Genomic DNA, 26,001 nt, shown 5'->3' with positions numbered 1-26,001 from the left:
GATCACTTCAGAATTTCAACCAGCCGGCGCAACGCCTCGGCTGTGGTTTCAGTGTCCTGCACCAGCGCCAGCCGCAAATAGCCGTCGCCGGGATTGCTGCCGCCCGGCTGCAGCCGTGCCAGATAGGAACCCGGCACCACGCGCACGCCGCCGTCGCGATACAGCCGGATCGTCGCGTCCTCGTCGCCGCCATGCGCGGAAACGTCGAGCCAGAGGCAGAAGCCGCCGGCCGGGCGCTTGTATCCGTAGCGGTCGCCGAGGATCTGGTCGGCGAGATCGAACTTCAATCCGTACAGCCGGCGGTTTTCCGCGACATGCGCCTCGTCGCTGTAGGCGGCGACCGCGACCTGCTGCAACGGCACCGGCACCTGGGGCGCGGCAACATTGCGCAGCTCGTGGAACGCGGCGAGAAATTTCTTGTCACCGGCGACGAAGCCGACTCGCATGCCCGGCAGGTTGGAGCGTTTCGACAACGACTGGAACGCGACGACATTCGTGAAGTCAGGTCCGGCGAGTTCCAACATGCTGCCGGGCGCCGCGCCGGTATAGATCTCCGAATAGCACTCGTCGGACAACACGATGAAGCCATGGCGCAGCGCGAGCTGATGCAGCCGGCGGAAGTAGTCTGGCGTCGCAACTGCGCCCTGCGGGTTGGCCGGCGAGGCGATGTACATCGCCACCGTGCGCGACAGCGTGGCGTCGTCGAGCGCGTCGAGGTCTGGCAGGAAGCCGGTGTCGCGCGTGGTCGGCATGAACACGGCTTCGCAGCCGGCGGCACGGGCGCCGGCACCATAGGCCGGATAGAACGGATTGGGCAGCAGGATCGCCGGCGTGCCGTTACGCGGGCCGACGAAACGCGCAGCCGTGATGGCGGCAAAGAACAGCCCCTCGCGGCTGCCGTTCAGCACCAGCAGTTCCGATTCGGGATCGAGCGGACGCGGCAGGCTGAAGCGCGTTCCCATCCACGCCGCGGCGGCGCGACGAAACGGCTCGATACCCTTGGCGATCGGGTAGCGGCCGAAATCGGCAATGTGTTTCGCCAGCACCGGGCCGACGAAATCCGGAACCGCATGCTGCGGCTCGCCGAGCGACAGCGTGATCAGTGGCTTGCCGGGCTGATACGGCGCCAGCAGTTCGGTCAGCCGCGCGAACGGCGAGCGTTCGCTGTCGCGGCCAGCGGAAGCGCTCGCACCGTGGGCCGCGCGGGAAGAAGCGGTCATAGCCATCCTGGAAGCCAGTTAACGGGAGCGGCCGACCGCTTGAACGGTCAACCCAACATGATTGAGCCACCATGATACGCCGAGGTTAAGGCGCGATTAACCATCGACGGATGGGGCCGGCATGCCTGTTTTTCGTAGGCTTCACGCCCCAAAAAAAGGTGAAGGGCCCCAGCTTGCGCTGGAGCCCTTCGGCGGTTGTGGCATTGCCGGGTATTGCCGCAACCGATCTCGGGAGCTGCGAAGGACCGGGTGATCCTCCGCAGCCTCGTGGCGCTTACATGTTGTAGGCGCGTTCGGTGTGCTCGGTGACGTCGAGGCCTTCGCGCTCGACTTCGACATTGACGCGCAGGCCGACGATGACATCGACGACCTTGAACAGGATCGCCGAGCCGACGCCGGACCACACCAGTGTGGTCAGCACAGCTTTGCTCTGTGCGACCATCTGGGTGACCAGGTCGTAATCGCCGATCTTGCCGGCGACGTAGTCCATGACGCCCGTGCCGCCGAGGGCCGGGTTGACCAGGATGCCGGTAGCCAGCGCGCCGAGGATGCCGCCCACGCAGTGGACGCCGAACACGTCGGCGCTGTCGTCATAGCCGAGCGCGTTCTTGATCACGGTGCAGGCGAACAGGCAGATAAAGCCGGCCAGCAGACCGAGCACCAGCGCACCCATCGGGCTTGCGAAGCCGCAGGCCGGGGTGACGGCGACGAGGCCGGCGACCGCACCCGACACGGCGCCGAGCAGCGACGGGTGACCCTTGGTCATCCACTCCGCGAACATCCAGGCCATGGCCGCAGCAGCGGTGGCGAGGAAGGTGTTGACCATCACCAGGCCGGCCGCGCCGTTGGCTTCCAGATTGGAGCCGACGTTGAAGCCGAACCAGCCGACCCACAGCAGGCAGGCGCCGATCATGGTCATGGTCAGGGAGTGCGGAGCCATCAGCTCCTTGCCGTAGCCGGTGCGCTTGCCGATGATCAGGCAGCCGACCAGGCCTGCGATACCGGCATTGATGTGCACCACGGTGCCGCCGGCGAAGTCGAGTGCGCCCCACAGGAAGATCTGGCCGGCATCGGCCATCACTTCATCGAGCTTTGCCTGCGCCGCGGTCTTGGCGGCGGCGTCTGTCGCGGCGGCGACGGCCTTGGCGGCGGCCACGATGGCGTCCGGTCCAGCCCAGTACCAAACCATGTGAGCGATCGGGAAGTAGATCAGCGTCACCCAGAGCGGGACGAACAGAGCGATCGCCGCGAACTTGGTGCGTTCGGCGAAGGCGCCGATGATCAGGCCGGGGGTGATGGCGGCAAAGGTCATCTGAAAGCAGAGGTAGATCAGTTCCGAGATGTTGACGTCAGCGGAGAAGGTGGCTGCCATCGAATCGGTGGTGATGCCGGACAGGAAGGCCTTGGAGAAGCCGCCGATATAGGCCGAGCCGCCGGTGAAGGTGATGCTGTAACCGTACAGCGCCCAGAGGACCATCACGATGCAGGCCGTATAGAACACCTGGATCAGCACCGAGAGCATGTTCTTGGAGCGAACCAGACCGCCATAGAACAGCGCGAGGCCGGGAATGGTCATCAGCAGCACGAGCACCGTCGATGTCATCATCCAGGCGTTGTCGCCCTTGTTGATCGTCGGGTCGGCATAGGCCGACGTTGCGGCAAACAGGCCGACGGCGAGTGCCGCCAATCCCGCGCCAGAGGGACGCTTGAACGTCATTTGTTTGACTCCTGATTGGTAAAAAAGGTGAGCGCGAAATCCAGGGGGCTCGATTTAAAGGGCCGCGGCATCGGCCTCGCCGGTGCGGATGCGGACCGCGTGGTCGAGGGCGATGACGAAGATCTTGCCGTCGCCGATCTGGCCGGTCTTGGCCGCGGAGGTGATGGCTTCGATGGTTTTCTCGACCTGGTCGGAGGCGACCGCCACCTCGATCTTGATCTTGGGCAGGAAGCTCACCGCATATTCTGCGCCGCGATATATTTCCGTGTGGCCCTTCTGCCGGCCATATCCTTTGACTTCCGTCACCGTCAGACCATGAACGCCTATGGCGGTCAGGGCATCACGGACTTCCTCAAGCTTGAATGGCTTGATGATCGCCATAACAATTTTCATGGGTCCTATCCCCGCTTGGGCCCGGCCAAAACACGGTCGGGCGATCTCGACTGAGGTTCACCACGCGGAGAAGTTCACTACGCGGGCACAGCCAGCCCAGATAGAATCAAATGCCGTGCCAGATCGATGAAATTCCGTAACAGTTTATGAAATCGAAGCTTTTCGGGCTTTTGGCATCGACGGCCGCCCTGCGCCATTCGGTCGCGCCCAAAAAATAGTCATTGCCGCTCAAAAGCAGCGCATGACAGGCTCTCGACATAATCCTGCTTATGAGGCAGGCATCATAGAGGTATTCAGGTAGCTCAAACTTCTGCAAAACTGGCGATTCTGCGTAATCCAAAGGCCTTCCAACTCAGGCGGGAAAGGCGGTGGGACGCAACTCAGCGGCTAAAGCGCGTCGCTGTCGGTTTCGCCGGTGCGGATCCGGACGGCGCTGTCGATCGGGACCACGAAGATCTTGCCGTCGCCGATCTGGCCGGTGCGGGCGCCCCGGGTAATGGCCTCAACGGCCTGGGCGGCAAGGTCGGTGCTGACGGCGATCTCGAGCCGCAGCTTGGGCAGGAAGTTCACCACATATTCGGCGCCGCGGTACATTTCGGTATGGCCCTTCTGGCGGCCATAGCCCTTCACCTCGGTGACCGTCATGCCATGCACGCCGATCGCGGTCAGCGCCTCGCGCACTTCGTCCAGCTTGAAGGGTTTGATCATCGCAACGACGAGCTTCATGAAACGACTTCCTGTTGAACGACTTTGCACGGCACCGCGGGCCGGTCGGTGTCGTAAACTGCTGAACATCCTATCGGCATAGCGCGCGAAAAATAAGCTAAATCGCCACGTGGCCAACGACTTGCCCCGGCTTCTCCATCGGGACGCCCGATTTGGCCAAGGACGCGGACTACTCGCGCCGCTCGCGCATCGAGCCTTCTTGCGCCACGGACGCCACCAGCGTGCCATCGGGTTTGAAGATCAGGCCGCGGGCGAGGCCGCGGCCGCCTTGCGCGCTCGGGGAATCCTGGCTGTAGAGCAGCCATTCGTCGGCACGGAACGGGCGATGAAACCACATCGCATGGTCGAGGCTGGCGGCCATCACGCGGCCGTCAAACAAGGTGCGGCCGTAGCGCGCCATCACCGAATCGAGCAGCGAGAAGTCGGAGGCATAGGCCAGCGCGCACATGTGCAACGCCGGATCGTCCGGCAGCTTGGCCGCGGTGCGGATCCAGATGTTGATCCGGCCGTCGGGTATTTCGGTGCCGAAATAGCGCTGGAACTCGACCGGCCGCAGCTCGATAGGCCGGTCCGATTCGTAATAGCGCCGGATGAAGTCCGGCATCTCGATGGTCGGATGCTTGGCCAGTTCCTCGGCGGTGAGTTTTTCCGGCGGCGGCACATCCGGCATCTGGTCCTGATGATTGAACGAGCCGGCCTCCTCGACGTGAAACGACACCATCATCGAGAAGATCGCCTGGCCGTGCTGGATCGCGGTGACGCGGCGGGTCGAATAGCTCTTGCCGTCGCGCAGCCGCTCGACCTCGTAGATGATCGGGATGGCGGGGTCGCCGGGCAGGATGAAATAGCAGTGCAGCGAGTGCGGGAAGCGCCCCATGACGGTGCGGCACGACGCCACCATCGCCTGGCCGATCACCTGGCCGCCGAACACCCGCTGCCATCTCGTCTTCGGGCTGGTGCCGCGGAACAGGTTCAATTCGAGGGTCTCGAGGTCGAGAATATCCAGCAGGTCGATCAGGCTCTTGGACATGGACGTCTTTCCGTCAGCGGCGGCGCCAGGGCGAAACGGCATGCGCCACCCTCTCGCCCTTGTTTCCGTTCCTGTTTCGCCCAGCTATAAGCGCGAGGCAACAGCGGGACCTGAAATCATGGCGGCACAACGAGGCATTGTCATCGGCGGCGGCGCATTCGCCGGACTGGCGCTGGCGCTGGCGCTGCGCCAGGGGCTTGGCGACAGCATCCCGATCATCGTGGCCGACCCCAGCTTCTCCCTGCAGGTGAGCCGCGACAAGCGCGCCACAGCGATCGTAGCCGGCTGCCGGCGGCTGTTCGAGTCGCTCGGCGTATGGCAGGCCGTGGCGGCCCATGCCCAGCCGATCCTCGACATGGTGGTGACCGATTCCCAGCTCGAGGATGTCACCCGCCCGGTATTCCTGACCTTCGCCGGCGCCGTCGAGCCGGGCACGCCGTTCGCGCATATGGTGGAGAACCAACTCCTGATCGATGAGCTGGTCACGCGTGCCACCGCCGCCGGCATCGATCTGCGCCCCACCGCGGTAACCTCCTATACGTCTCGTCCCGATGGCATCAGCGTCACGCTCGGCGATGACCAGGTGATCGAGGCGAGCTTGCTGGTCGCCGCCGACGGGGCCCGCTCCAAGCTGCGCGCCCGCGCCGGCATCGCGACCCATGGCTGGGATTACGACCAGTCCGGCATCGTCGTCACCGTCGGCCACGAGCGCGACCATCAGGGCCGCGCCGAGGAACATTTCCTGCCGTCGGGCCCGTTCGCGATCCTGCCGCTGACCGGCAATCGCTCGTCGCTGGTATGGAGCGAGCAACGCGACGAGGCTGCGCGCATGGTCGCGTTGCCGGACGAGGAATTCCACGCCGAACTGGAGCGCCGCTTCGGCCTGCATCTCGGCGAGCTCCGCGTGCTCGACAAGCCGAAGGCGTTTCCGCTCGGCTATTTCGTGGCGCGCTCCTTCATCGCCGAGCGCCTCGCGCTGGTCGGCGACGCCGCGCACGTCATCCATCCGATCGCGGGGCAGGGGCTCAACATGGGGCTCAAGGATGTCGCCGCGCTGGCGGAATGCATCGTCGATGCCGCGCGGCTCGGGATAGATTTCGGCAGTGCCTCCGTGCTGGAGCGCTATCAGAGCTGGCGCCGCTTCGACACCATGGCGATGGGCGTCGCCACCAATGCGCTGAACCTGTTGTTCTCCAACAAATCGACCGTGCTGCGCGGCATCCGCGACATCGGCCTCGGCCTGGTCGACCGCCTGCCGCCGCTGAAAAGCGTGTTCATCCGCCAAGCGGCGGGACTGTCGGGCGAAATCCCGCGGCTGCTGAAGGGCGAGGCGCTGTAGCAGCTTTGTAGCCCGGATGAAGTCGGCGCGCGCATCGCGCGCGGCGACGCAATCCCGGGCGGCCTTTGTGTTGATCGGCCGGTCCCGGATTGCGCCTCGCTGCATCCGGGCTACGAAAGCTCAGTCAATCTTCCGCGCTTCTTCCGGCAGCATGATCGGGATGCCGTCGCGGATCGGGTAGGCGAGCTTGGCCTTGCGGGAGATCAGCTCCTGGCGGTCGGCGTCGTATTCCAGCGCGCCCTTGGTGAGCGGGCAGACCAGGATCTCCAGCAGCTTGCGATCGACGCTGGCATTGGGGCGTTCGGCGGATGTGGTCATGGTGGCTCCGGCAGGCGGTCGATCAGGTGGTCATGGTAGCAAGACAGTGTGGCGCGGACCATCGCCGTTTTATTGCAGGCCGGGATCGCCCGACGTGCGCTTCTTGGCCAGATCCATCTCGGTGACGGCGATCAGGATCTCGGCCCGCGTCTTGAGGTCGGGGGCTTCCAGCATTGCCTGTTTTTCCGGCGTGCCGTAGGGCGACATCATGGCCAGCGCGTTGACCAGCGCCTCGTTCGGCGCGTTCTCGATGCCGTCCCAGTCCACCTTGAGATCGTTGGCCTTGAGGAAGTCCGTCAGAACCGCCAGCAGCGCTGTGCGATCGACGTCGTCCTCGCCCTTGCGCGCAGTAAAGTCGTCGATGAACGGGAAGTAGTCGACCTTGCACTGCCGATAGGCGGTCAGCACGGTCAGCTCGTCCTTCACCTTGAAGCGCGCGACGCCGGTGAGTTCGAGGATGTAGCGGCCATCACCGGATTCGGCGAGCTGGGTGATGCGGCCGACGCAGCCGACCTTGAACAGCTTCGGGTGCTCCTCGTCCGGCGAGTGCGACATATCGGGCTGGATCATGCCGATCAGCCGATGCCCGTCGCGAAACGAATCATCGATCATCGCCAGATAGCGCTCTTCGAACACGTTGAGCGGCATCTGGCCGCGCGGCAGCAACAGCGCGCCCGGCAGCGGAAACACCGGGATCACCTCGGGAAGGTCTGAGGGTCCCTGATAGTCGGCATTGATGGGCATGTCCGGTTCCGATCTGGCCAAAGGGGGTGCTTTACGAGAACAGGATGGTGGAGAGCCGCTTGCGTCCGTCGAGGGTAGCTTCGTCAGTCGGCCCCCACGCTTCGAAGAACTGGATCAGCTGCTTGCGGGCGCCGTCGTCGTCCCACTTGCGGTCACGCTTGAAGATTTCCAGCAGATGGCTGATCGCCTCGTCGCGTTTGTTGGCCGCGTTGAGCGCGATGGCAAGATCGAAACGCGCCTGGTGGTCGAGCGGATCGGCGGCGACTTTTTGCTCCAGTTCGGTGACCGGGCCGAGGGCCGAGGCCTGATCGATCAGGTCGATCTTGGCCTGCACGGCCTTGACGGCAGCATCCTCGCGCTGCGCGGCGGGCACCAGCTCCAGCGTCTGCCGTGCCTGCTCGAGCGCGCCGGTCTCGACATAGCAACGCGCCAGGCCTGCCAACGCTTGCACCGAGGCCGCGTCGGCCGCGATGATCTCGCCATAAATCGAGGCGGCGGTGGCCGGATCGCCCTCCGCCAGAATGGCTTCTGCTTCCTGCAGCAGTTCGGCGGCGGTGGGTTCCGCGCCGGGCATGCCCGCCGTCAGCTTGTCGATGAAGGCGGTGACCTGGCTCTCCGGCACCGCGCCCATGAAGCCATCCGCCGGCTGGCCGTTGACGAAGGCAATCACGGCCGGAATCGACTGAATTCCCATCTGGCCGGGAATTTCGGGATATTCGTCGATGTTCATCTTGACCAGCTTCACCTTGCCCTTTGCGGCGGTGACGGCCTTCTCGATGATCGGCGTCAGTGTCCGGCACGGACCGCACCACGGCGCCCAGAAGTCGATCAGCACCGGCTGGATCTTGGATTCCTCGATCACGTCCTTCACGAAGCTCTGCGTGGTCGTCTCCTTGATGAGACCGGCCGCTGCCTGCGGCGCTGCGCCGCTTTGTTCCAATATGGTCACGTGAACCTCACCCGATGTCGGAAAATAGGGACCGCCTCGACGGCCTGACGAATTAAATGGCGTTCGCGGCAGCATTTTGCAATCGGGCGCCATCACCGCGCACCCGCCAAATCGCTCCAACCGGCGCGAATCTGCTGTTTGCGGGGTGATTCGATGCAAATTCGGCGCAGAATCCCGTTGCTGCAGCGATTTACCCCGGTTTTCCCGGCTTGAAGTCTGGCTGTTGCATTCGCCGCCAGCATTTGGCATAGGTCTGCGCGTTGACGGCGCGCAAGCGTTGTCCAGCTTCTCGGATGCGGGTGTAGCTCAGTGGTAGAGCACGACCTTGCCAAGGTCGGGGTCGAGGGTTCGAATCCCTTCGCCCGCTCCAGAATTTCTTGGCTCGATATTTCGTACGATGACAGGCCGCCGCAAGGCGGCCTTGTCGTAGGTGGGGGCTCACGCTCGCTTGAAATCGCCGGGCGTTGGGCAGACAATCGCCGTCCTCACTGGGTGCGGGACCTGACAATGCCGGCTAAAACGGATTCCAACCTCGAGATTGCCCGGCGAGCCCATGACGAGGCGCGCGCCGACTTTGCGACCTGGTTGATGATGGCCAAGCTCAACAGCATCGATGCGCTGCCGCAGCAATCGCAGGATTTCTTTGCGGGCTATCTGGCGCTGCTGGCGCGCGGCAAGGTGGCCGAGGCCGCTGCCGCCGAAACCACCATTCAGCTCGTGTACCGGAGCTATTACTCCCGCATGGGCGGCACCGGCACGGCCCCCATTCCCCCCACCGCGCCGAAAGCCAGACCCATGCCCGACGATCTCGGTGGCGACAACGTCACCCCGTTCCGCAAGATCAAGCAGCCGCCGCCCAAGCCCGAGAAAAAGAAACTGCCGGTGGCGCTGATCTTCATCGGCCTGATCGTTCTCGCCGTGGCCTGGAAATATCTCAGCCAGGGGATGCTGTAGCGGCGACGGCGGTGGTGCGTCGTTCAATGCATGACATCGCAGCGACGCGCGCCCTGATCGATTGCCGGGAGCGCTTCCATGTACGCGATTTCGGGTCTAAAAACACTTTTAGGTTGAATTTCTGATTTTGTGGCGCAATTCTCTGCGGCCGGCAGCCTTTTTTGTCGTTCGGGGGAGCGCATCGATGGGCAGAAGCATCGTCCTGCTATCGGATGGCACCGGCAATTCCGCAGGCAAGGTGTGGCGCACCAACGTCTGGCGCACTTTTGAGGCGCTCGACCTGTCGGGGTCGGATCAGGTCGCCTATTACGATGACGGCGTCGGCACGTCTTCATTCAAGCCGTTGGCCATTCTCGGCGGCGCCTTCGGTTTCGGGCTGCGCCGCAATGTGATCGAGCTTTATAAATTTGCCTGTCGTAATTATCGCGATGAAAGCGATAAATTATACGGCTTCGGGTTCAGCCGCGGCGCCTTCACCATCCGCATTGTGATGGGATTGATCACCAATCAGGGCTTGGTGCGGGCTGATACAGAAGCCGAACTGCATAGTCTCGCAAGCGCAGCCTATCGGGCCTATCGGAAGCAGCGCTACGAAAACCTGCGCCTCGAACGTCCGTATCAATTTCTGCGTAACCTGTTCGGGCCGCACTATCCGCCGGCGAACATCCGCAGCAACATCAAGATCGAGTTCATCGGCGTGTGGGACACGGTCTCCGCCTATGGCCTGCCGATCAAGGAAATGAACGATGGCGTTCATGAGTATCTGTGGCCCATCGAATTGCCCGGCGACAAGCTCAGCCAAAGCGTGGCGAGGGCTTGTCAGGCGCTGGCGCTCGACGAAGAACGGACCACGTTTCATCCGCAGCTATGGGATGAGACCGACGAAAATCCGAAGACCCGCAGGCTGACCGAGCGTCGTTCGATCGAGGACGAGCGCATTACGCAGGTCTGGTTTCCCGGCGTGCACTCGAATGTCGGGGGCGGTTATCCCGATGATTCCCTGGCCTATCTTTCGTTCTTCTGGATGCTCGGCGAGGCCAGGCGTAGCGGCTTGAAGTTCAAGTCCGATCACATCGACGCACCGCCCGACGCCGATGTCATGCGGGCCGACCCCGATACGTTCAAGAATGCCATCGCGAAGCGCGACAAGGACGGCCGGCTCTACGATCCGCGTAAGGGACTTGGCGGCTACCATCGCTAAGGTCCGCGAAAACTCGTTCCGGGATTCTATCCGGACTCCAGCAAGGGCGAAGGCGACGAGGTCGAGGTCGGTCGCGCCAAGATTCACGAGAGCGTTTTCAAACGCATCGAAAACAACGCCCATGCCTATGCCCCCGTAGGCCTGCCGCCGCTGTACGACGTCGTCAGGGACAATGGCGAGATCGTCACGCCGGATCAGTTCAGGATTCCAGCGGCGACACGTGCCTTCGAGGACAATGCTGCCGCCGCAGATCGCGCGGAAGCGCAGGAGCATATCTGGAACGAAATCTGGAAACGGCGGGCGGTGTATTTCCTGACCCTCGCCGCGACGCTGTGGCTGTTGCTGTTTCCGCTGGTGCGCAATGCCCAGCCGGTCGATGAATTGACGAGCCGGTTTCGTTGGGTGTCCGACATCCTGCGCGTGATCCAGGGCTTCCTGCCTTCGCATCTGCGCTTCTGGTTCGACGGCTACTCCCGCGAGCCCGGTCTGTTCCTGGTTTCGGCATTGCTGGTGGCGGGGCTGCTGTTGCTCGGCGGACGCATTGCAGCGACCACGAATGGCAAGATGAGCGCAATCTGGCGCAAGCTACCCGGTGCGCCGCAAGGACTGCCGAACAATCTGCTGTACAGGCTGCGCAGCAGCCCGGCCTACGAAACGACGCTCGTGACCCTCAAGTCGCGAATTGCCCCGGCGGTGTTCGCCATCTTCTTTGTCTACATCGGATTGGCCGTTGCCAGCCACCTGCTGTTCAACATTCAGGATGTCTGGGGCGCCACCTGCAAGGAGACGCCGCAAGCCAGCCTTGTGGCGCTGAAGCCCGGCGTCAAAGTCGAACTGCCGAACGCATTCCACACCAAAGAGCTCTGCCATGCGACGGGGGTCATGCTGACCGCTCGGGAGCGCTATGTCATCGAGATGGCACCCACCGCGTGGGACGATGGCGGCATCCCGGTGGAGCCGGGCGATTCTCCATGGGAGGCCGCCAACTGGATGCAGAAATTGCTCTTCATTGCCGCCGTTCCGCTGCGCCGCGAATTGTTTCAGGACTGGTTCGAGGTCGTGGTGCGCTACGGCCGGACCGGCGGTGAGGAAGCGTTCTATATTTATGACCCGACGGCGTCGAAGATCGAGTTTCCGATGCGGCCAACGCGGGACGGCGAGTTGTTCGTCTTCGTCAACGACGCGGTCATTGGCCTACCGCTGCTGTATGATCGCCTCTATCGCAACAATCACGGCAGTGCCAAAATCTTTGTGACGCTAAAGAAAAAAGACTGAGCGGCAATCCGGAGCGCCGCATTGCAACACGACGCAATGCATCACTTTGCAGTGCATACCGCTCGTCATGCTTGGCGCTCTCTTTTCTTGTGGTAGCATTGCGCCGCCTGACCGAGAAAAACGGCAGGCGCGTTTCAGCGTCCAACGAGACATTGCAGCCAAAACGTGCTGCCCAGGGAGTGACACGATGACATCGATGTTCCGTCGATCCGTGCTCGCATGTGCCGCCGTCCTTGCATTCGCCGGGATCGGTCAGGCCAGCGCTCAGGAAAAACTCAAGAGCTACAAGTCCGATACCAAGGAGTTCTGGACCAACCCGCCGCCGGACTGGTTTCTCGGCGACGAGACCGAGGCCCAGAAAGGTCTGGCGCCGCCGTCCGGCCCGCCGACCGGCATCTCCGATGCCGAACTGGCGGCGACGATGAAGAAGATCAAGCTGCCGGATGGCTTCAAGATCGAGGTCTATGCCTCCGGCGTGCTGGCCGCTCGGCAAATGGCCTGGGGCGACAAGGGTACGCTGTTCGTCGGTTCGTTCGACCTCGGCAACATCTATGCGATCACCGAGAGCGGGGGCAAGCGGCAGGTCAAGACCGTGGTCAAGGGCCTGAAGATGCCGACCGGCGTCGCGTTCCAGGACGGCGCGCTCTACGTCATCGATATCAACCGGCTGATCAAATATGACAATGCCGAGGCCAATCTCGATAAGCTCGGCGACGGCAAGGTGGTCTATGACGACATGCCGTCTTATGTAGCGCATGGGTGGAAGTATCTCGCGCCGGACAAAGATGGCTGGTTCTACGTGCCGTTCGGCCCGCCCTTCAACATCGGCATCCCGCCGACTTCGCTGTCGCAGATCCGCCGCGTCGATCCCAAGACCGGCAATGCCGAGATCGTGGCCCTCGGCGTCCGCAACAGCGTCGGCGGCGACGTCGATCCGCGCACCGGCAAATACTGGTTCACTGAAAACGCCCGCGACTGGATCAGCGACGACATGCCGAGCGACAAGCTCAACATGATCTCTAGGCTTGGCGAGCATTTTGGATATCCGCATTGCCATCAGGGCGATATGGAAGATCCGAAATTCGCCATGGGTCACAAGTGCTCGGAGTTCACGCCGCCGGTGCTGAACCTCGGCGCGCATGTGGCCCCGCTGGGGATGAAGTTCTACACCGGCAGCCAGTTTCCTGCCGAGTACAAGAACAACATCTTCATCGCCGAACATGGCTCTTGGAATCGTCGCAAATATCAGGGCGCGCGCATCAAGCGGGTGATCGCCGACCCCGATGGCAAGAACGCCAAGCAGGAGATTTTTGCGTCAGGCTGGCTCGAAGGCGACCAGGGCTATCTCGGCCGTCCCGCCGACATCGTGATCGCCAAGGACGGATCATTGCTGGTGGCGGATGACTGGGCCGGTGCGATCTACCGGATCAGCTACGCGAAGTGACGGCCGGCCGTCGTTTCGGGGCGTGAGCCGCAAGCAAACCTCAGCCGCTCCTTTTGGAGCGGCTGAGGACCCCGAAAGCATGTCGGTGTTCCGGGTTCAGTCGCAGCTGGCGCTGCGCCTGCCCGGAACGACAGCAACAAAATGGGAATGCCGTCAATGCACCGCGCGCCTCGTTTCGGACTGACCCTTCTCGTCGGTGCGTTTTTCGGCCAACCCCTGATCGCTGCCGATCTCGTCGCGGGCCAGGAGAAGGCTCAACTTTGCACGGCGTGCCACGGTGACAACGGGCAGTCTCAAATCCCGAACATTCCCTCGCTCGCTAGCCAGCTCGACGCCTTCATCCAGTGGCAGCTGGTGTATTTCCGCAGCGGCACGCGCAAGAACGAACAGATGCAGCCGATCGTCGAGCAATTGGGCAATGAGGACATCCGCAACCTCGCCGCCTGGTTCGCCTCCCTGCCACCCGCGGCGAAAAAGCCCGACGACAATCCCGACCTGTCCGCCAAGGGCGCGCAGGCCGCCGCCGGCCGCCGCTGCGGCCTGTGCCACGGCGACGACTATGCTGGCATTAAAGGCGTGGCCCGGCTTGCCGGACAGCGCGAGGAATATCTCGCCAAGGCGCTGCACGACTTCAAGTCGGGTGTCCGCTCCGGCGGCGGCCGGGCGGCGATGGCCGATGCCGCCTATCCGCTCAGCGATGAAGAGATCGAAGCGCTGGCGCATTATCTCGCGCAGCTGTGAGGGGCATTCTTACCCTCTCCCTCAGAAGGGGAGGGCGAAGAAGTTATCCCCTCGACGCCTCATAGGCCCTGAGATGCGTATAGGTCACCCGCAGCTTCGGCACCGGCATTTTGGCGGCGTCGGCGCGGGCGATCAGATCACCGATGATCTGGTCGGCCTCGATCGGCGCGCCATTGAGAATGTCGCGGAACATCGACGCTGTTAGCTTGGAGCCTTCCGCCGTCAGCGTGCCTTCGGTGCGCTCCAGGAATGCCGCGCGCGGCGCGTAGCCATTGGCCGAGGCCACCGAGGCGCATTCGTCGCGGACACCGAGGATGAAGTCGCGCCCGCCGGGCGCGCCGACGATATCGCCGACCGAAGCGCGCATCAAACTGGTAGCGCCGGCGATCGTTGCGAGAAAAACCCATTTTTCCCACATGTCGTGCAGGATCGTCGCGCTCGGTCTGCCGTCGAAATTGCCGGTGGCCATGATCGCGGCGAGCTTGTTCACCCGGTCGGACATCGCGCCGTCGCGCTCACCAAAGCTGAGCGACTGCATCGGCGCGAGTTGCACCACTTCGCGCTGCGCGTTCAGCGTCGCCGCGATCTGGCACTGGCCGCCCATCACGTTGGCTGCGCCGAAGCGCTGCTCCAGCACATCGAGATGCCGCATGCCATTCAGCATCGGAATGATCGCGGTGTCCGGCCCGACCGCCGGCGCGAACGAGGCGATGGCGTCATCGAGATCGAAGGCCTTGCAGCTCAGCAGCACGACGTCGAAGGTGTCGCTAAGCCGGTCGGCCAGAACGGTCGGCGGATTGGCCAGCGTCACGTCGCCATGCGGGCTCTTGATGACGAGGCCGGCGCTCGCCAGTTCGGCGGCGCGCTTCGGCCGCACCAGAAACGTGATGTCATTGCCGCCCGCCAGAAGCCTGCCGCCGAAATAGCCGCCGATGGCGCCGGCGCCGACCACGAGGATACGCATGGGAATGTCCTTGATTGTCAGTTGTTTGCTTTGACCGTGAAGCTGTCATTGCGAGCGTAGCGAAGCAATCCAGAAAGTCGCACGCTCTGCAAGAGCTGGATTGCTTCGTCGCTTCGCTAAGGGGAAAGCCACTTGGCTTTCCCTGACCTCGCAATGACGGCGGAGAGCGTTTAGCGAATCACCACTTTTCCCCGAACGGCCGGATCTCCATCTCGAACGTCCAGGCGCTGCGCGGCTGCTGATAAAGCTGCCAATAGGATTCGGCGACCGATGAAGGCGGCATCAAGAGGTCGGGATTGTCGAGCGCTTCCTTGCCCCAGAGCTGTTCGCGGCGCTCGCGCACCCAAGCGGTATCGACGCCGGAATCGATCACCAGATGCGCGACATGGATGTTCTGTGGGCCGAGTTCGCGGGCCATCGATTGGGCCAGCGCGCGTAACCCGAACTTGGCGGAAGCAAAGGCGGCGAAGCCCGCGCCGCCGCGCAGGCTGGCGGTGGCACCGGTGAAGAAGATGTGGCCTTGTCCGCGCGCCAACATCAGCCTCGCGGCCTCGCGCCCCGCGAGAAAGCCGGAATAGCACGCCATCTCCCAAACCTTCCGGAACACCCGCTCGGTGGTTTCCAGGATCGGGAAGTTGACGTTGGCGCCGACATTGAAGATGCAGACCTCCAGCGGCGCATGCGCGTCGGCGTCGTCCAGAAACGCCGCGACCTCGTCTTCCTTGCGCGCATCGAGCGACCGCGCGACGATCCGGCCGCCCGCCGCCTCAATCTCTGCGACCAGCGGTGCGAGCTTGTCGCCATTGCGGCGGCCGGCGAACACCGTGAAGCCCTCGGTGGCGAATTTCTTGGCGATCGCCGCGCCGATGAAATCGCCGGCGCCGATCACGGCGACGGTGGCGTTACGCTTCGGCGCGGTCATTTGCCGGCGCCCGCGAACAGATCCTCGATGTCGCGCAACTGCTCCTTGCCGTAATACATCTCGTTGCCGACGAAGAAAGTCGGCGAGCCGAACGCGCCGCGTTCGACCGCGTCCTGCGTGTTGGCGACCAGCTTTGCCTTCACCTCCGGCTCCTGCGCGCGGGCAAACAGTTTTGCGGCGTCGAGTCCTGACGCGTGCAGCGCGGCGGCGGCGATCTCCGGATCGTCCATCTTCTTCGGCTCGCGCCACATGTGGTGGAACGTCGCCTCCACATATTTCTCGAACACGCCTTCGAGCTGCGCGGCGATCGCCGCGCGCATCAGGTTGAGCGTGTTCACAGGAAAGGACGGATTCCACACATAGGGCGCGACGTTGAAGCGCTTGAGAAAGCGCGCGGTCTCGATGGCGTGGAATTCCCGCTTGTTCTTGATTCCGGCGAGCGTCTCAGCCGGCGACTTGTTGTTGGTCGCCTTGAAGATGCCGCCAAGCAGCACCGGCACGTACTCGAACTTCGCGCCGGTGCGCGCTTCGATCGCCGGGATCGCCCCGTGGGCCAGAAAGGCGTTGGGACTGCCAAAGTCGAACAGGAATTGCGGAGAGGGCATGGGTGGCTCCCTGACTGGCGGCTTGTCTGCCGCCTTATATGATGACTGTCATCCAAGCGAGCCTAGCTGTTCGATTCGCCGGGATCAACTGCCGAAAGCAGGCGCAGGAGATGGCTACGGATGTCAGTAGGCCACGCCGCCGTCAGATCCTGGAGGCGCGCGACATTGCCGGCGAACAGCGCGCGTGAGGCCTCCTCGAAGCCCGGCCGGTCGCCGGCCATCGCCGACATGAAATGATAGGCGGCGTCGCGGGCGGCCCGCATCCGGTCGGCGTCGGCAGTGGCGCGGCGGGCATCGTCGACCAGTTTTCGCAGCGCGACCGAGGCGCCGCCCGGGCGGGCGTTGAGCCAGTCCCAGTGCCGCGGCAGCAGCGTCACCTCGCGCGCCACCACGCCGAGCTTCGGCCGGCCGCGCCCGCGCGCCTCCGGCGCCGTCGGCGCCGCCGGCTGCACCGGCGGTGGCAGCCGGGCGACGATGTCGCGGTGGCTACCGCGCAGGTCGAGGTCGATGGCGCGGCCGCTGGCATCGTCGAAGATCAGGACCGGCGCCGTGGACGCGGTGCCGGACGCCATCTTCACGGCGATCGCCACTTCCGCGAGGGATCCGGAGGCCAGCAGCCGGTCGCCTGCAAACGCGCTGAATTGGCTCGAAGTCGTTGCATTCATGGTGATAACCTGCGGTCTACTGGAGCGAACTGAGGTCTTTATTTAAACCCGGATAATATCCCCGTCAATAACACCCGGGTAAAACAAAGCGCCGTTCTCGCCCTCAAAGGACCCTTCATGATCACGCTTCACCACCTGAATAATTCCCGCTCGCAGCGGGTGCTGTGGCTGCTCGAAGAACTCGGCGTGCCCTACGAGATCGTGCGCTACCAGCGTCAGTCCAACATGCTGGCGCCGCCGGAATTGCGCGCCATCCATCCGCTCGGTAAGTCGCCGGTCATCACCGACAATGGCAACACGATCGCCGAATCCGGCGCGATCATCGAATATCTGGTCGAGACCTATGGCAACGGCCGGCTGATCCCACAGGCGGGCACGCCGGCGCGGCTGCGCTTCACCTACTGGCTGCATTATGCCGAAGGTTCGGCGATGCCGCCGCTATTGATGAAGCTGATTTTCGGCCTGCTGCCGAAGCGCGCGCCGCTGTTGATGCGGCCGCTGGTCAACGCGATCTCGGCCAAGGTGCAGGACACGATGATCGATCCGCAGCTCAAGAATCACATGGCGTTCTGGGAAGGCGAGCTGGGCAAGAGCGAATGGTTCGCCGGCCCCGAATTCACCGCCGCCGACATCCAGATGAGCTTTCCGCTGGAAGCCGCAAGCGGCCGCGCCGGTCTGAAGCAGGGCCACCCCAAGGTGATGGCCTTCCTGGAACGAATCCACGCCCGCCCGGCCTATCAGCGCGCGCTGCAGAAGGGCGGGCCCTATTCGATGGGGGGCTAGACGGCTGGAAAGCCGAACAGCCGCTGCGGATTGTCGACGAGTACGCGCTGCCGCAGTGCGTCGTCCGGCACCCAGTCCGCCAGCAGGTCCAGCAGGTCGTTGACGCCCATCATCGCGTCCCAGTTCGCTACATGCGGCCAGTCGGAGCCCCAGACGCACCGTTCCGGCGCTGCTTCGGCGAGAAGCCTGGCGAACGGGATCGTGTCGCCATAGGGCGGGCCGCCTTCGGTACTGGTGCGGTAGGCGCCGGACAGCCGCACCCAGCCGCCATCGCGGACCAGCGACAGCAAAACCTGAAAGCCGGTGTCGGCCGTGCCACGGGTGGTCGGGAAGTGCCCCATATGGTCGATCAGGAACGGCACTGGCAGCTTTGCAAATCGCGACGCCAACGCCGGAAGATCCCCGGCATCGATCAGGAATTGCAGGTGCCAGCCCATCTCGCGGCACACCGCGGCATAGTCCTCGAGCTGGGAAAAGCCGACACCGCCGCCATACAGCACGTTGATACGCAGACCGACGACACCGGCCTCCTTCAGCGCGGCCTTCTCGTTGTCCGGGCAGTCCAGCGGGATCACTGCGATGCCCCGCAGCCGTTGGCGGTTTGCCTGCAGCGTCTCGACGAGGAGGCGGTTATCGGTGCCGTGCACGCTGACCTGCGTCAGCACCCCATAGGTCATCGCGGTAGCATCGAGCATGGCCAGGTAGTCGGCGGCCGAAGCCGCCGGTGGCGTGTAGCTGCGGCTTGCGACAAAGGGATATTCGGGCGGCAGGCCGATGACGTGGGCGTGGGTGTCCACCGCGCCGGGCGGCACAATGAAGCGCGTCGTGGTGCGCTGCACCGGCTGCGGGCCGGGGCAGGCGCGTGGCTCGCTGTTTGAATCAAGCGTCGGCATAGAGAATCCGTCCGCGGGTTTCAGGCAGCGCGAAGGCTGCGATGAAGAACAGTCCATAGGCAAGCACGGCGAAGATGGCGATCGCATTGCCGAGCGTCGTGGTCGTCGACAATGCGCCGACCAGGAATGGAAATAGCGCGCCGAAGCCGCGTCCGAAATTGTAGCAAAACCCCTGGCCGGAGCCGCGCAACCGCGTCGGATACAGTTCGGTCAGGAACGCGCCCATGCCGGAGAAGTAGCCGGAAGCAAAGAAGCCGAGGGGGAAACCGAGAACCCACAGCACTTCATTGGTTAGCGGCACCTGGGTGTAAATAAGGATCACCGCGATGGCGCCGAGCGAGAAGGTCAGGAATAGGTTGCGGCGGCCGATCCGATCCGCGAGCCAGGCCCCGACCAGATATCCGATAAAGGAGCCGATGATCAGCGCCGAGAGATAACCGGTCGAGGAGACGATCGACAGCTTGCGTTCTGTGGTAAGAAAGCGCGGCACCCAGAAGGTGATAGCGTAGTAGCCGCCCTGACAGCCGGTCGCCGCCAGCGAGGCGAGGATCGTGGTCTTGAGCATCGGACCTGCAAAGATCTCGCGCAGTTTCGGCCGATCGCCGGTCGCATTCTGGCGCGCGCGCGTCTCCGCGGCAATCTTCGGCTCCTCGACATAGCGGCGAAGATAGAGCACCAGCAGCGCCGGCAGCGCGCCGATCGCAAACATCCAGCGCCATGCGATCTCCGGCGGCAGATAGGAGAACAGGATCGCCTGCGACAGCACCGCAAGGCCCCAGCCGATGGCCCAGCCGGACTGTACCGAGCCCACCGCGCGGCCGCGATATTGCGGGCGGATCGCTTCGCCCATCAGCACCGCACCGGCGGCCCATTCGCCGCCGAAGCCCAGTCCGAGCAGCGCGCGGGCCACCAGGAGCTGATCGAAATTCTGCACGAAGGCACAAACCAGCGAGAAGAAAGAGAACCACAGGATGGTGATCTGCAAGGTGCGGACGCGGCCGATACGGTCGGCGAGATAGCCACCGAGCCAGCCGCCAATGGCGGACGCCAGCAGCGTCACGGTGCCGGCGAGACCGGCCGTGCCGGGATCGACGTTCCACATCACGATGATGGTGCCGATCACCAACGGGTAGATCATGAAGTCCATGCCATCGAGCGCCCAGCCGGTGGCACAGGCCCAGAAGGTGCGCCGCTCGGGCACGTTCATGTCACGATAGAACGCGAGAAGACTGGTGTCTTCGATGGCCGCCACGTCGATGCTGCCCGTAACTTCGGGCCGACCCTTATTCATGTAGATGCTCCCCAGACTAGTCATTCACGGCCGGCGTCCAGGCCGGCTCAGGGCATCCGACATGTCAGTATCCGGATGCTGCAGCCCCACGCGTACGCGGATCGGGCGCACCGAGCAAGCCGCCCGGCGTCACGGCGATGGAGTTGGCCGAGGTCTGTCCCATCGGCTCCAGTACCCGGTGGCCCATCGCCGTCAGCGCCGCCAGCGTCGCATCGGAGAAACCGCGCTCGATGCGGACCTCGTCGGGCAGCCACTGGTGGTGGAGCCGCGGCGCGGCCACCGCGGAGGCCACGTCCATCTGATAGTCGAGCACGTTGACGACCACCTGTAGCACCGTGGAGATGATCCGGCTGCCGCCCGGCGACCCGGTGACCAGCACTACCTTGCCGTCCTTCAGCACGATGGTCGGCGACATCGACGACAAAGGCCGCTTGCTAGGTCCGGGCAAATTGGCCTCGAAGCCGACCAGGCCGAAGGCATTAGACGCGCCGGGCGCGGCGGTGAAATCATCCAGCTCGTTGTTGAGCAGCACGCCGGTGCCTTCCGCAACAAGGCCCAAGCCGTAGGGAAAATTCAACGTGTAGGTGTTGCTCACCGCATTGCCGGCGGCATCGACCACCGAATAATGCGTGGTGTTCTCGCCCTCGCGCGGTGGCACCGCGGAGAGCGCGTCGGTCCAGGGCGTCGCGCGCGCAACGTCGATCGAGACGCGCTGCCGGGCGGCATAGTTTTTTGATAGCAGCGTGGCAATCGGTGCGGTTACAAAAGCGGGATCGCCGAGATAGCGTGCGCGGTCGGCATAAGCGCGCTTCATCGTCTCGATCAACAGATGCAGCGAGGGCGCGCTGCCCTGCGCCTTGTCCTGCATCGGAAAGCTTTCGAGAATGTTCAGCGTTTCCATCAGCACAATGCCGCCGGAAGAGGGCAGCGGCATCGAGACGATGTCGTACCCGCGATAGCTGCCGCGCACCGGCGGGCGGATCACCGGCCGGTAGTTGTTGAGGTCGACGAGCGTGAAAATGCCGCCGGCGGCGCGAATGCCATCGACGAGTTTTGTGGCGACAGGTCCCTCATAGAAGCCGTGCGGCCCCTGCGCCGCGATCGCGGTCAGCGTTGCCGCCAGATCGGTTTGCACCAGCGTATCGCCGGGGCGCAGCGCGGCGCCGTCGGCGCGGGCGATCATGCGCAATGATGCCGGCCAGCGCGATAGCCGACGGCGCCAGTCAGGCAGCGTGTCGGCGAGGTCATCATCGAGCACGAAGCCGTCGCGCGCCAGCGCGATCGCGGGCTGCAGCATGTCGGACAGCGTGAACTTGCCGGAGCCATATTTTTCCAGTGCCAGCGCCAGCCCTGCAACGGTGCCGGGCACGCCGATGCCGAGTGCCGAGTCGCGCGACTTCGCGATGTCGGGCTGCCCGTCGGCACCCAGGAACATGTCGCGAGTCGCCGCCGCCGGCGCGGTCTCGCGATAATCGATCGTGATGTCCTCGCCGGTTACGGCGGAATGGATCACCATGAATCCGCCGCCGCCGATATTGCCGGCGCGCGGATAGGTCACCGCCATGGCAAAGCCGGTGGCCACCGCGGCGTCGATGGCGTTGCCGCCGCGTGCCATCACATCGGCGCCGACTCGTGCCGCGATTTTTTCCTGCGCGACAACCATGCCGTGCTTTGCCGCGACCGGACGGATGGTGCCGGGCGGCGCCGGCGTGTAGACGCCGCGCTCCTGCGCGAGAAGCGGCGCGCCATTTGCCATGCTGCCCAGCACGGCGGCGATCACCAGCAGACGGCGAAACGAATTCAATAGCAGCATCGGCGCTCCTGACGGCGGCCGTGATCGCACCACCTTGCTGAATCCTATATGGATTGCGATCGAGATGGCACAATCGTGCGATTCGCGGAGACCTTTCTGGATGGCCCCGGCCGCCGTTGCACACGCTGTCGATGAGACCCCCCGGGTCTACCCGCCACGCTCCGCCGTGGTCGGCTGGATGCTGTTCGACTGGGCCGCGCAACCCTATTTCAGCCTGATCACGACCTTCGTGTTCGCGCCGTATTTCGCTACCCGCGTGGCGTCGGACGCCGCCGCCGGCCAATCGATGTGGGGCTTCGCCACCGCCGCGGCGGGTCTGGTGATTGCGCTGGCGTCGCCGGTGCTCGGCGCGATCGCCGATGCCAGCGGCCGCCGCAAGCCGTGGATCGCGGTGTTCGGTGGCGTGTTCGTGATCGGCGCCTGCATCATGTGGATCGGCAAGCCCGGCAATCCCGACATCATCCTGCCGCTGCTGATCGCCTATGGCTTTGCCACCATCGGCATCGAATTCGCCACCGTGTTCAATAATGCGATGATGCCGCAGCTGGTGCCGCCCGACCAGATCGGCCGGCTGTCCGGTTCCGGCTGGGCGCTGGGCTATGTCGGCGGCATTCTCAGCCTGATCGTGGTGCTCGGCTTCATGGCCGCCAGCCCGACGACCGGGCGCACCCTGTTCGGTCTGGTGCCGCTGTTCGGGCTCGATCCTATGAGCTTCGAAGGCGATCGCATCTCCGGGCCGCTCAGCGGATTGTGGTTCGTCGTCTTCGTGCTGCCGATGTTTTTGTTCACGCCGGATTTTCCGGCGAAGCTGTCGGCGCGCAAGGCGTTGCAGGAAGGCCTGAGCGATTTGCGCCAGACGTTGCTTGAATTGCCGCAGCATCGCTCGATGATGGCGTTCCTGATCGCCAACATGATCTACACCGACGGGCTGGTATCATTGTTTGCCTTCGGCGGCATTTATGCGGCCGGCACCTTCGGCTGGAATACGATCCAGATTGGCACTTTCGGTATCACACTGGCGCTGGCCGGCACGGTGGGCGCCTTTCTCGGCGGCCGGCTCGACGTCCGGCTGGGCCCCAAGCGCGTGATCGCCGGCAGCATGTCGGTGCTGCTACTTTCTATCGTCGGCATGTTGTGCATCGACAAGGACCGTATCCTGTTCTGGAGCGTGACGCCGCCGGCGCCGGGTGGCGGGCTGTTCGCGGCACCTGCGGAACAGGCCTATCTCGTACTCGGCTGCCTTATCGGCATGGCCGGTGGCCCGCTGCAGGCGGCCTCGCGCACGTTGCTGATCCGGATGGCGCCGCGCGATCGCATCGCGCAATTCTTCGGGCTGTTTGCGCTGACCGGCAAGGTGACGTCGTTCATGGGCCCGCTCTTGATCGGCATCGTCACCGCCGTCACCGCGAGCCAGAAAGCCGGCATGGCGGTGCTGGTGCTGTTCTTTGTTGCCGGCCTCGTCCTGCTGTCGCGGGTACGGGTCAAGCCGGTCGTGATCTAGCGCGAACCACACCACCCGCTGCGATGGCCGCCGCCATAGCTGCGGACATGGCCGCTGCCGAGCAAGACCGCCGAGACATTCGGTGTGCGCCTTGTGGCGACGTCGGCGACGACGCGGCCGGGATATTTGTCGGGGCCGATATTGAAGATCGTCACGCCGCCTTCGCGCAGCACCTTGTTGAGCGCGTCGCCGGCGGCTTCCGCCAGCCGGACCTCCTGCGCGCATTGTCCCTTCAGCTCCGGTGCGTCGATGCCGCGCAGCCGGATTCGGGTCGTCAGATCGATGCCGGCTTCCAGATGAACGCGCGCGGCGAAGGTATCACCGTCGATGCCATGCAGCACATCGACCGCTTGCGGCGCGGCGGTATTGCCGGCGCGTCTCACGATGGCGTCGGCGTCGCGCGCCGCCGGCGTGTTCCACTCCTGCGTCGAGGGGGCCGGCCCGCTCACCCAGCGCTTGACCGGCAGCATCGCGCCCGCCGCCATGCCGAGCACGAACACCCACGGCAGCGCCGCGGAAAAGCGTCGGCGCCAGGGCGACGACGAATGGATGTGGGACGACCGAGCCATCTATCGGGTCTCGTTGGAAGGGCAGTCGGAACTCCGTCGTTAATATCCGGGGAGGATGGTTGTGCGTCTAAAAATCCGACGCGATGCCCTTGCGTTCCCAGTCGCCGTAACGTGTCGGCTCCGGCCCGGCGGGGCCTTGCAGCTCCTTCGCCAGCCTCTCGGGATCTCCTTTGGCGACGTGGCGCGCTTCGGCTTCGGTCAGCGCGCGCTGCGCGGCGGGCGACAGTATTTTCTTCGGCGCGGGTTCCGGTTCGGCCGCCTGCGCCGGGTTGCTGGATGAGTCGTGGGAAGTGTCGGTCATCTCGGTTCCTGCCGTGTGCGGAGTATCAGGCGATGCCTTATCGCTCAGAAATAGTGAAGCCCACCGTGTACGATATGTATATAAAGGCGATTCTTACATTTGGCATATTCGCATGCGAGTAAATTTTTGCTCGCTGGCGCGCGCAGGCCGGCCCGCGCTGATGATATTGATCCTCTTTCGTGAAGTTTTGCATGTCGCAAGTCAGATACGCCCCGCCCACCGAGGTGCCCGGCCTCGCCGCGCGTCGCATTGCGGCCGATATTCTCGATGGCGTGCTGCACAAGCGCCGCACCCTCGATGACCAGCTCGAGGGGGCTGCGGCGCATCCCGGCCTCAAGGCGCTGTCGGACCGCGACCGCGCCTTGATGCGCCGGCTGGTGGCGACGATCTTGCGCCGCATGGGCACGCTCACCCACGTCTTGTCGCGGATGCTCGATCGCGGCATCCCGACGGACGCGCCGCGCGCGCAAAGCGCGCTGATGATCGGCGCTGCGCAGATTCTCTGGATGGATGTTCCCGATCACGCCGCCGTCGATCTGTCGGTGCGGATGGTGCAGTCCGACCGCCGGGCGGCGAAATATGCCGGCCTCGTCAATGCCGTGCTGCGCCGCTGTGCCCGCGAGGGCCAGCCGCTGATTGACGAGATCGCCGCGCAGACGCTCGACGTGCCGGCGTGGCTGATGGCGCGCTGGAACGCGAATTATGGCGAGGCCGTCGCGCGCGACATCGCGCAAGCGCTCGGCCATGAGCCGTCGCTCGACCTCACGGTGAAATCCGAGGTCGAGGCCTGGGCAACGCGGCTGCACGGCGAGGTGCTGCCGACTGGCTCGGTGCGTACGCTGCTGCAGGGCTCGGTGACCATGCTGCCGGGCTTCTCCGACGGCCAGTGGTGGGTGCAGGACGCCGCCGCAGCACTTCCGGCGCGGCTGTTCGGCGACATCAAGGGCAAGCGCCTGCTCGACCTCTGTGCTGCCCCGGGCGGCAAGACCGCGCAATTGATCCACGCCGGCGCCGAGGTCACCGCGGTCGATCGCTCGCACAACCGGATCGCGCGGCTGCGGGAAAACCTCAGCCGGCTGTCGCTGCAGGCCGAGACCGTGATTTCCGACGGCACCGAATATCCCGGAGAGGGCTTTGACGGCGTGCTGGTCGATGCGCCCTGCTCGTCCACCGGCACCATCCGCCGGCATCCCGATGTCGCCTGGCTGAAGCAGGAATCCGATATTGTTTTGCTTACCGCGCTGCAGCGCCGCTTGCTGCAGAAGGCCGTGACCATGCTGAAACCCGGCGGAACTCTGGTCTATTGCACCTGTTCGCTGGAACCTGAAGAAGGCGAACACGCGGTCGCCGCTTTGCTCGATGCCGATCCCAGCCTGAAACGCGCGCCGGTCGATGCCAGCGAGGTCGCGGGTCTGACCGACATCGTCACGGCGGACGGCGACCTGCGCACGCTGCCCAGCCACCTGCCGCACGCCGATCCGCGGCTGGCCGGGCTCGACGGTTTCTATGCGGCGCGGCTGGTTAAATCCTGATTCCGCAGGTCTATCGGCTGATTTTGCCAAGTTCCACCGGTGATGGTCTTATAGTGTGCGCTCGGCGCGTTTCCGGATAAAAGGGATTCGCAACAAATTGTTCTTATCCCG

Annotated in this window: 27 protein-coding genes and 1 tRNA gene; 10 read left to right on the top strand and 18 right to left on the bottom strand. The window is 64.2% G+C overall.

The window, feature by feature from the left end:
- Positions 1-2: 2 nt before the first annotated feature.
- The 6 genes from FNL56_RS01770 to tesB form a co-directional block, all read right to left on the bottom strand.
- A complete protein-coding gene (locus FNL56_RS01770; RefSeq protein WP_143571308.1) occupies positions 3-1,226 on the bottom strand; it encodes an aminotransferase class I/II-fold pyridoxal phosphate-dependent enzyme in 1,224 nt (407 codons plus the stop codon).
- Positions 1,227-1,494: 268 nt separating this feature from the next.
- Positions 1,495-2,937, bottom strand: a complete 1,443-nt coding sequence (locus FNL56_RS01765; protein WP_143571307.1) for an ammonium transporter — start codon at positions 2,935-2,937, stop codon at positions 1,495-1,497.
- A 54-nt stretch (positions 2,938-2,991) separates the two neighbouring features.
- A complete protein-coding gene (locus FNL56_RS01760) occupies positions 2,992-3,330 on the bottom strand; it encodes a P-II family nitrogen regulator (protein WP_143571306.1) in 339 nt (112 codons plus the stop codon).
- 106 nt (positions 3,331-3,436) lie between these two features.
- The gene (locus tag FNL56_RS01755) at positions 3,437-3,670 is read right to left on the bottom strand and encodes a hypothetical protein (RefSeq protein ID WP_143571305.1); all 234 of its coding nucleotides are present in this window, start codon (positions 3,668-3,670) and stop codon (positions 3,437-3,439) included.
- A 47-nt stretch (positions 3,671-3,717) separates the two neighbouring features.
- A complete protein-coding gene (locus FNL56_RS01750) occupies positions 3,718-4,056 on the bottom strand; it encodes a P-II family nitrogen regulator (RefSeq protein ID WP_143571304.1) in 339 nt (112 codons plus the stop codon).
- Between the two features lie 169 nt (positions 4,057-4,225).
- Positions 4,226-5,086: an acyl-CoA thioesterase II gene (tesB, locus tag FNL56_RS01745; RefSeq protein WP_143571303.1), complete on the bottom strand. Its 861-nt coding sequence runs from the start codon at positions 5,084-5,086 to the stop codon at positions 4,226-4,228.
- Between the two features lie 118 nt (positions 5,087-5,204).
- Here tesB and FNL56_RS01740 point away from each other — a divergent pair, with 118 nt between their 5' ends.
- Positions 5,205-6,425, top strand: coding sequence for a ubiquinone biosynthesis hydroxylase (locus tag FNL56_RS01740; protein ID WP_143571302.1), 1,221 nt, complete (start codon positions 5,205-5,207; stop codon positions 6,423-6,425).
- Between the two features lie 120 nt (positions 6,426-6,545).
- Here FNL56_RS01740 and FNL56_RS01735 read toward each other — a convergent pair whose 3' ends face one another.
- From FNL56_RS01735 to trxA, 3 genes are all read right to left on the bottom strand, one after another.
- Positions 6,546-6,743 carry a Trm112 family protein gene (locus tag FNL56_RS01735; RefSeq protein ID WP_143571301.1) on the bottom strand — a complete coding sequence of 66 codons (198 nt, stop codon included), beginning with the start codon at positions 6,741-6,743 and terminating at the stop codon, positions 6,546-6,548.
- A gap of 69 nt (positions 6,744-6,812) precedes the next feature.
- Positions 6,813-7,487 carry an LON peptidase substrate-binding domain-containing protein gene (locus FNL56_RS01730; RefSeq protein WP_143571300.1) on the bottom strand — a complete coding sequence of 225 codons (675 nt, stop codon included), beginning with the start codon at positions 7,485-7,487 and terminating at the stop codon, positions 6,813-6,815.
- Between the two features lie 31 nt (positions 7,488-7,518).
- Entirely contained in the window at positions 7,519-8,436 is a 918-nt protein-coding gene (gene trxA / locus FNL56_RS01725) for a thioredoxin (RefSeq protein ID WP_143571299.1), read from the bottom strand.
- 295 nt (positions 8,437-8,731) lie between these two features.
- Between trxA and FNL56_RS01720 the strand changes: the two genes are divergently transcribed.
- From FNL56_RS01720 to FNL56_RS01700, 6 genes are all read left to right on the top strand, one after another.
- Positions 8,732-8,806, top strand: a tRNA-Gly gene (locus tag FNL56_RS01720).
- Between the two features lie 137 nt (positions 8,807-8,943).
- Positions 8,944-9,390, top strand: a complete 447-nt coding sequence (locus tag FNL56_RS01715; protein ID WP_143571298.1) for a hypothetical protein — start codon at positions 8,944-8,946, stop codon at positions 9,388-9,390.
- A gap of 184 nt (positions 9,391-9,574) precedes the next feature.
- The gene (locus tag FNL56_RS28105) at positions 9,575-10,591 is read left to right on the top strand and encodes a DUF2235 domain-containing protein (RefSeq protein ID WP_246661498.1); all 1,017 of its coding nucleotides are present in this window, start codon (positions 9,575-9,577) and stop codon (positions 10,589-10,591) included.
- A gap of 339 nt (positions 10,592-10,930) precedes the next feature.
- Positions 10,931-11,866, top strand: coding sequence for a hypothetical protein (locus FNL56_RS28100; protein WP_246661497.1), 936 nt, complete (start codon positions 10,931-10,933; stop codon positions 11,864-11,866).
- A gap of 187 nt (positions 11,867-12,053) precedes the next feature.
- Positions 12,054-13,310, top strand: a complete 1,257-nt coding sequence (locus FNL56_RS01705) for a PQQ-dependent sugar dehydrogenase (RefSeq protein ID WP_143571296.1) — start codon at positions 12,054-12,056, stop codon at positions 13,308-13,310.
- 156 nt (positions 13,311-13,466) lie between these two features.
- Entirely contained in the window at positions 13,467-14,051 is a 585-nt protein-coding gene (locus FNL56_RS01700; protein WP_143581735.1) for a c-type cytochrome, read from the top strand.
- A gap of 43 nt (positions 14,052-14,094) precedes the next feature.
- On the opposite strand, the gene panE is transcribed toward FNL56_RS01700, so the two are convergent.
- The 4 genes from panE to FNL56_RS01680 all read right to left on the bottom strand — a co-directional run bounded on the left by panE (position 14,095) and on the right by FNL56_RS01680 (position 17,207).
- Positions 14,095-15,015, bottom strand: a complete 921-nt coding sequence (panE, locus tag FNL56_RS01695) for a 2-dehydropantoate 2-reductase (protein WP_143571294.1) — start codon at positions 15,013-15,015, stop codon at positions 14,095-14,097.
- 178 nt (positions 15,016-15,193) lie between these two features.
- A complete protein-coding gene (locus FNL56_RS01690) occupies positions 15,194-15,937 on the bottom strand; it encodes an SDR family NAD(P)-dependent oxidoreductase (RefSeq protein ID WP_143571293.1) in 744 nt (247 codons plus the stop codon).
- Positions 15,934-16,542, bottom strand: coding sequence for a 2-hydroxychromene-2-carboxylate isomerase (locus FNL56_RS01685; protein ID WP_143571292.1), 609 nt, complete (start codon positions 16,540-16,542; stop codon positions 15,934-15,936). The genes FNL56_RS01690 and FNL56_RS01685 overlap by 4 nt, the downstream gene beginning before the upstream one ends.
- 62 nt (positions 16,543-16,604) lie before the next feature.
- On the bottom strand, positions 16,605-17,207 hold the full coding sequence (locus tag FNL56_RS01680) for a DUF2239 family protein (RefSeq protein ID WP_143571291.1): 603 nt from the start codon (positions 17,205-17,207) through the stop codon (positions 16,605-16,607).
- Between the two features lie 117 nt (positions 17,208-17,324).
- Between FNL56_RS01680 and FNL56_RS01675 the strand changes: the two genes are divergently transcribed.
- Positions 17,325-17,990 carry a glutathione S-transferase family protein gene (locus tag FNL56_RS01675; RefSeq protein WP_143571290.1) on the top strand — a complete coding sequence of 222 codons (666 nt, stop codon included), beginning with the start codon at positions 17,325-17,327 and terminating at the stop codon, positions 17,988-17,990.
- Here the strand turns inward: FNL56_RS01675 and FNL56_RS01670 are convergent.
- From FNL56_RS01670 to ggt, 3 genes are all read right to left on the bottom strand, one after another.
- A complete protein-coding gene (locus FNL56_RS01670; RefSeq protein WP_143571289.1) occupies positions 17,987-18,883 on the bottom strand; it encodes an amidohydrolase family protein in 897 nt (298 codons plus the stop codon). The two genes, FNL56_RS01675 and FNL56_RS01670, sit on opposite strands and share 4 nt — an antisense overlap.
- A complete protein-coding gene (locus tag FNL56_RS01665; RefSeq protein ID WP_143571288.1) occupies positions 18,870-20,174 on the bottom strand; it encodes an MFS transporter in 1,305 nt (434 codons plus the stop codon). Before FNL56_RS01665 ends, FNL56_RS01670 begins: the two co-directional genes overlap by 14 nt.
- A 64-nt stretch (positions 20,175-20,238) precedes the next feature.
- On the bottom strand, positions 20,239-21,987 hold the full coding sequence (gene ggt / locus FNL56_RS01660) for a gamma-glutamyltransferase (RefSeq protein ID WP_143577421.1): 1,749 nt from the start codon (positions 21,985-21,987) through the stop codon (positions 20,239-20,241).
- A 100-nt stretch (positions 21,988-22,087) separates the two neighbouring features.
- Between ggt and FNL56_RS01655 the strand changes: the two genes are divergently transcribed.
- On the top strand, positions 22,088-23,488 hold the full coding sequence (locus FNL56_RS01655) for an MFS transporter (RefSeq protein ID WP_143571286.1): 1,401 nt from the start codon (positions 22,088-22,090) through the stop codon (positions 23,486-23,488).
- Here the strand turns inward: FNL56_RS01655 and FNL56_RS01650 are convergent.
- Both FNL56_RS01650 and FNL56_RS01645 read right to left on the bottom strand, forming a co-directional pair.
- Complete coding sequence (locus tag FNL56_RS01650) at positions 23,485-24,057, bottom strand: thermonuclease family protein (protein WP_143581734.1); 573 nt, start codon at positions 24,055-24,057, stop codon at positions 23,485-23,487. The genes FNL56_RS01655 and FNL56_RS01650 overlap by 4 nt on opposite strands.
- 67 nt (positions 24,058-24,124) lie before the next feature.
- Complete coding sequence (locus FNL56_RS01645) at positions 24,125-24,358, bottom strand: DUF1674 domain-containing protein (protein WP_143581733.1); 234 nt, start codon at positions 24,356-24,358, stop codon at positions 24,125-24,127.
- Positions 24,359-24,549: 191 nt separating this feature from the next.
- On the opposite strand from FNL56_RS01645, the gene FNL56_RS01640 reads away from it, so the two are divergent.
- Positions 24,550-25,890 (top strand): RsmB/NOP family class I SAM-dependent RNA methyltransferase, encoded by a 1,341-nt coding sequence (locus FNL56_RS01640; RefSeq protein WP_143571283.1) that lies wholly within the window; start codon positions 24,550-24,552, stop codon positions 25,888-25,890.
- The last annotated feature ends 111 nt before the right edge of the window (positions 25,891-26,001 follow it).

It is taken from the genome of Tardiphaga sp. vice304, assembly GCF_007018905.1.
Taxonomy (GTDB): domain Bacteria; phylum Pseudomonadota; class Alphaproteobacteria; order Rhizobiales; family Xanthobacteraceae; genus Tardiphaga.
Note: the sequence above shows the minus strand (reverse complement) of the source record. Positions and strands in the feature narration are given on the sequence as shown.

Bases quoted from the DNA above. Each gene is read 5' to 3' on its own strand.
- FNL56_RS01730 (WP_143571300.1), bottom strand. From the start codon at position 7,487: ATGCCCATCAATGCCGACTATCAGGGACCCTCAGACCTTCCCGAGGTG.
- panE (WP_143571294.1), bottom strand. From the start codon at position 15,015: ATGCGTATCCTCGTGGTCGGCGCCGGCGCCATCGGCGGCTATTTCGGC.
- FNL56_RS01740 (WP_143571302.1), top strand. From the start codon at position 5,205: ATGGCGGCACAACGAGGCATTGTCATCGGCGGCGGCGCATTCGCCGGA.
- FNL56_RS01700 (WP_143581735.1), top strand. From the start codon at position 13,467: ATGCACCGCGCGCCTCGTTTCGGACTGACCCTTCTCGTCGGTGCGTTT.
- ggt (WP_143577421.1), bottom strand. From the start codon at position 21,987: ATGCTGCTATTGAATTCGTTTCGCCGTCTGCTGGTGATCGCCGCCGTG.
- FNL56_RS01750 (WP_143571304.1), bottom strand. From the start codon at position 4,056: ATGAAGCTCGTCGTTGCGATGATCAAACCCTTCAAGCTGGACGAAGTG.
- FNL56_RS01765 (WP_143571307.1), bottom strand. From the start codon at position 2,937: ATGACGTTCAAGCGTCCCTCTGGCGCGGGATTGGCGGCACTCGCCGTC.
- FNL56_RS01715 (WP_143571298.1), top strand. From the start codon at position 8,944: ATGCCGGCTAAAACGGATTCCAACCTCGAGATTGCCCGGCGAGCCCAT.
- FNL56_RS01645 (WP_143581733.1), bottom strand. From the start codon at position 24,358: ATGACCGACACTTCCCACGACTCATCCAGCAACCCGGCGCAGGCGGCC.
- FNL56_RS01655 (WP_143571286.1), top strand. From the start codon at position 22,088: ATGGCCCCGGCCGCCGTTGCACACGCTGTCGATGAGACCCCCCGGGTC.
- FNL56_RS01760 (WP_143571306.1), bottom strand. From the start codon at position 3,330: ATGAAAATTGTTATGGCGATCATCAAGCCATTCAAGCTTGAGGAAGTC.
- FNL56_RS01680 (WP_143571291.1), bottom strand. From the start codon at position 17,207: ATGAATGCAACGACTTCGAGCCAATTCAGCGCGTTTGCAGGCGACCGG.
- FNL56_RS01735 (WP_143571301.1), bottom strand. From the start codon at position 6,743: ATGACCACATCCGCCGAACGCCCCAATGCCAGCGTCGATCGCAAGCTG.
- FNL56_RS01685 (WP_143571292.1), bottom strand. From the start codon at position 16,542: ATGCCCTCTCCGCAATTCCTGTTCGACTTTGGCAGTCCCAACGCCTTT.
- FNL56_RS01670 (WP_143571289.1), bottom strand. From the start codon at position 18,883: ATGCCGACGCTTGATTCAAACAGCGAGCCACGCGCCTGCCCCGGCCCG.
- FNL56_RS01770 (WP_143571308.1), bottom strand. From the start codon at position 1,226: ATGGCTATGACCGCTTCTTCCCGCGCGGCCCACGGTGCGAGCGCTTCC.
- FNL56_RS01665 (WP_143571288.1), bottom strand. From the start codon at position 20,174: ATGAATAAGGGTCGGCCCGAAGTTACGGGCAGCATCGACGTGGCGGCC.
- FNL56_RS01705 (WP_143571296.1), top strand. From the start codon at position 12,054: ATGACATCGATGTTCCGTCGATCCGTGCTCGCATGTGCCGCCGTCCTT.
- FNL56_RS28105 (WP_246661498.1), top strand. From the start codon at position 9,575: ATGGGCAGAAGCATCGTCCTGCTATCGGATGGCACCGGCAATTCCGCA.
- FNL56_RS01675 (WP_143571290.1), top strand. From the start codon at position 17,325: ATGATCACGCTTCACCACCTGAATAATTCCCGCTCGCAGCGGGTGCTG.
- FNL56_RS01690 (WP_143571293.1), bottom strand. From the start codon at position 15,937: ATGACCGCGCCGAAGCGTAACGCCACCGTCGCCGTGATCGGCGCCGGC.
- tesB (WP_143571303.1), bottom strand. From the start codon at position 5,086: ATGTCCAAGAGCCTGATCGACCTGCTGGATATTCTCGACCTCGAGACC.
- FNL56_RS01650 (WP_143581734.1), bottom strand. From the start codon at position 24,057: ATGGCTCGGTCGTCCCACATCCATTCGTCGTCGCCCTGGCGCCGACGC.
- FNL56_RS01640 (WP_143571283.1), top strand. From the start codon at position 24,550: ATGTCGCAAGTCAGATACGCCCCGCCCACCGAGGTGCCCGGCCTCGCC.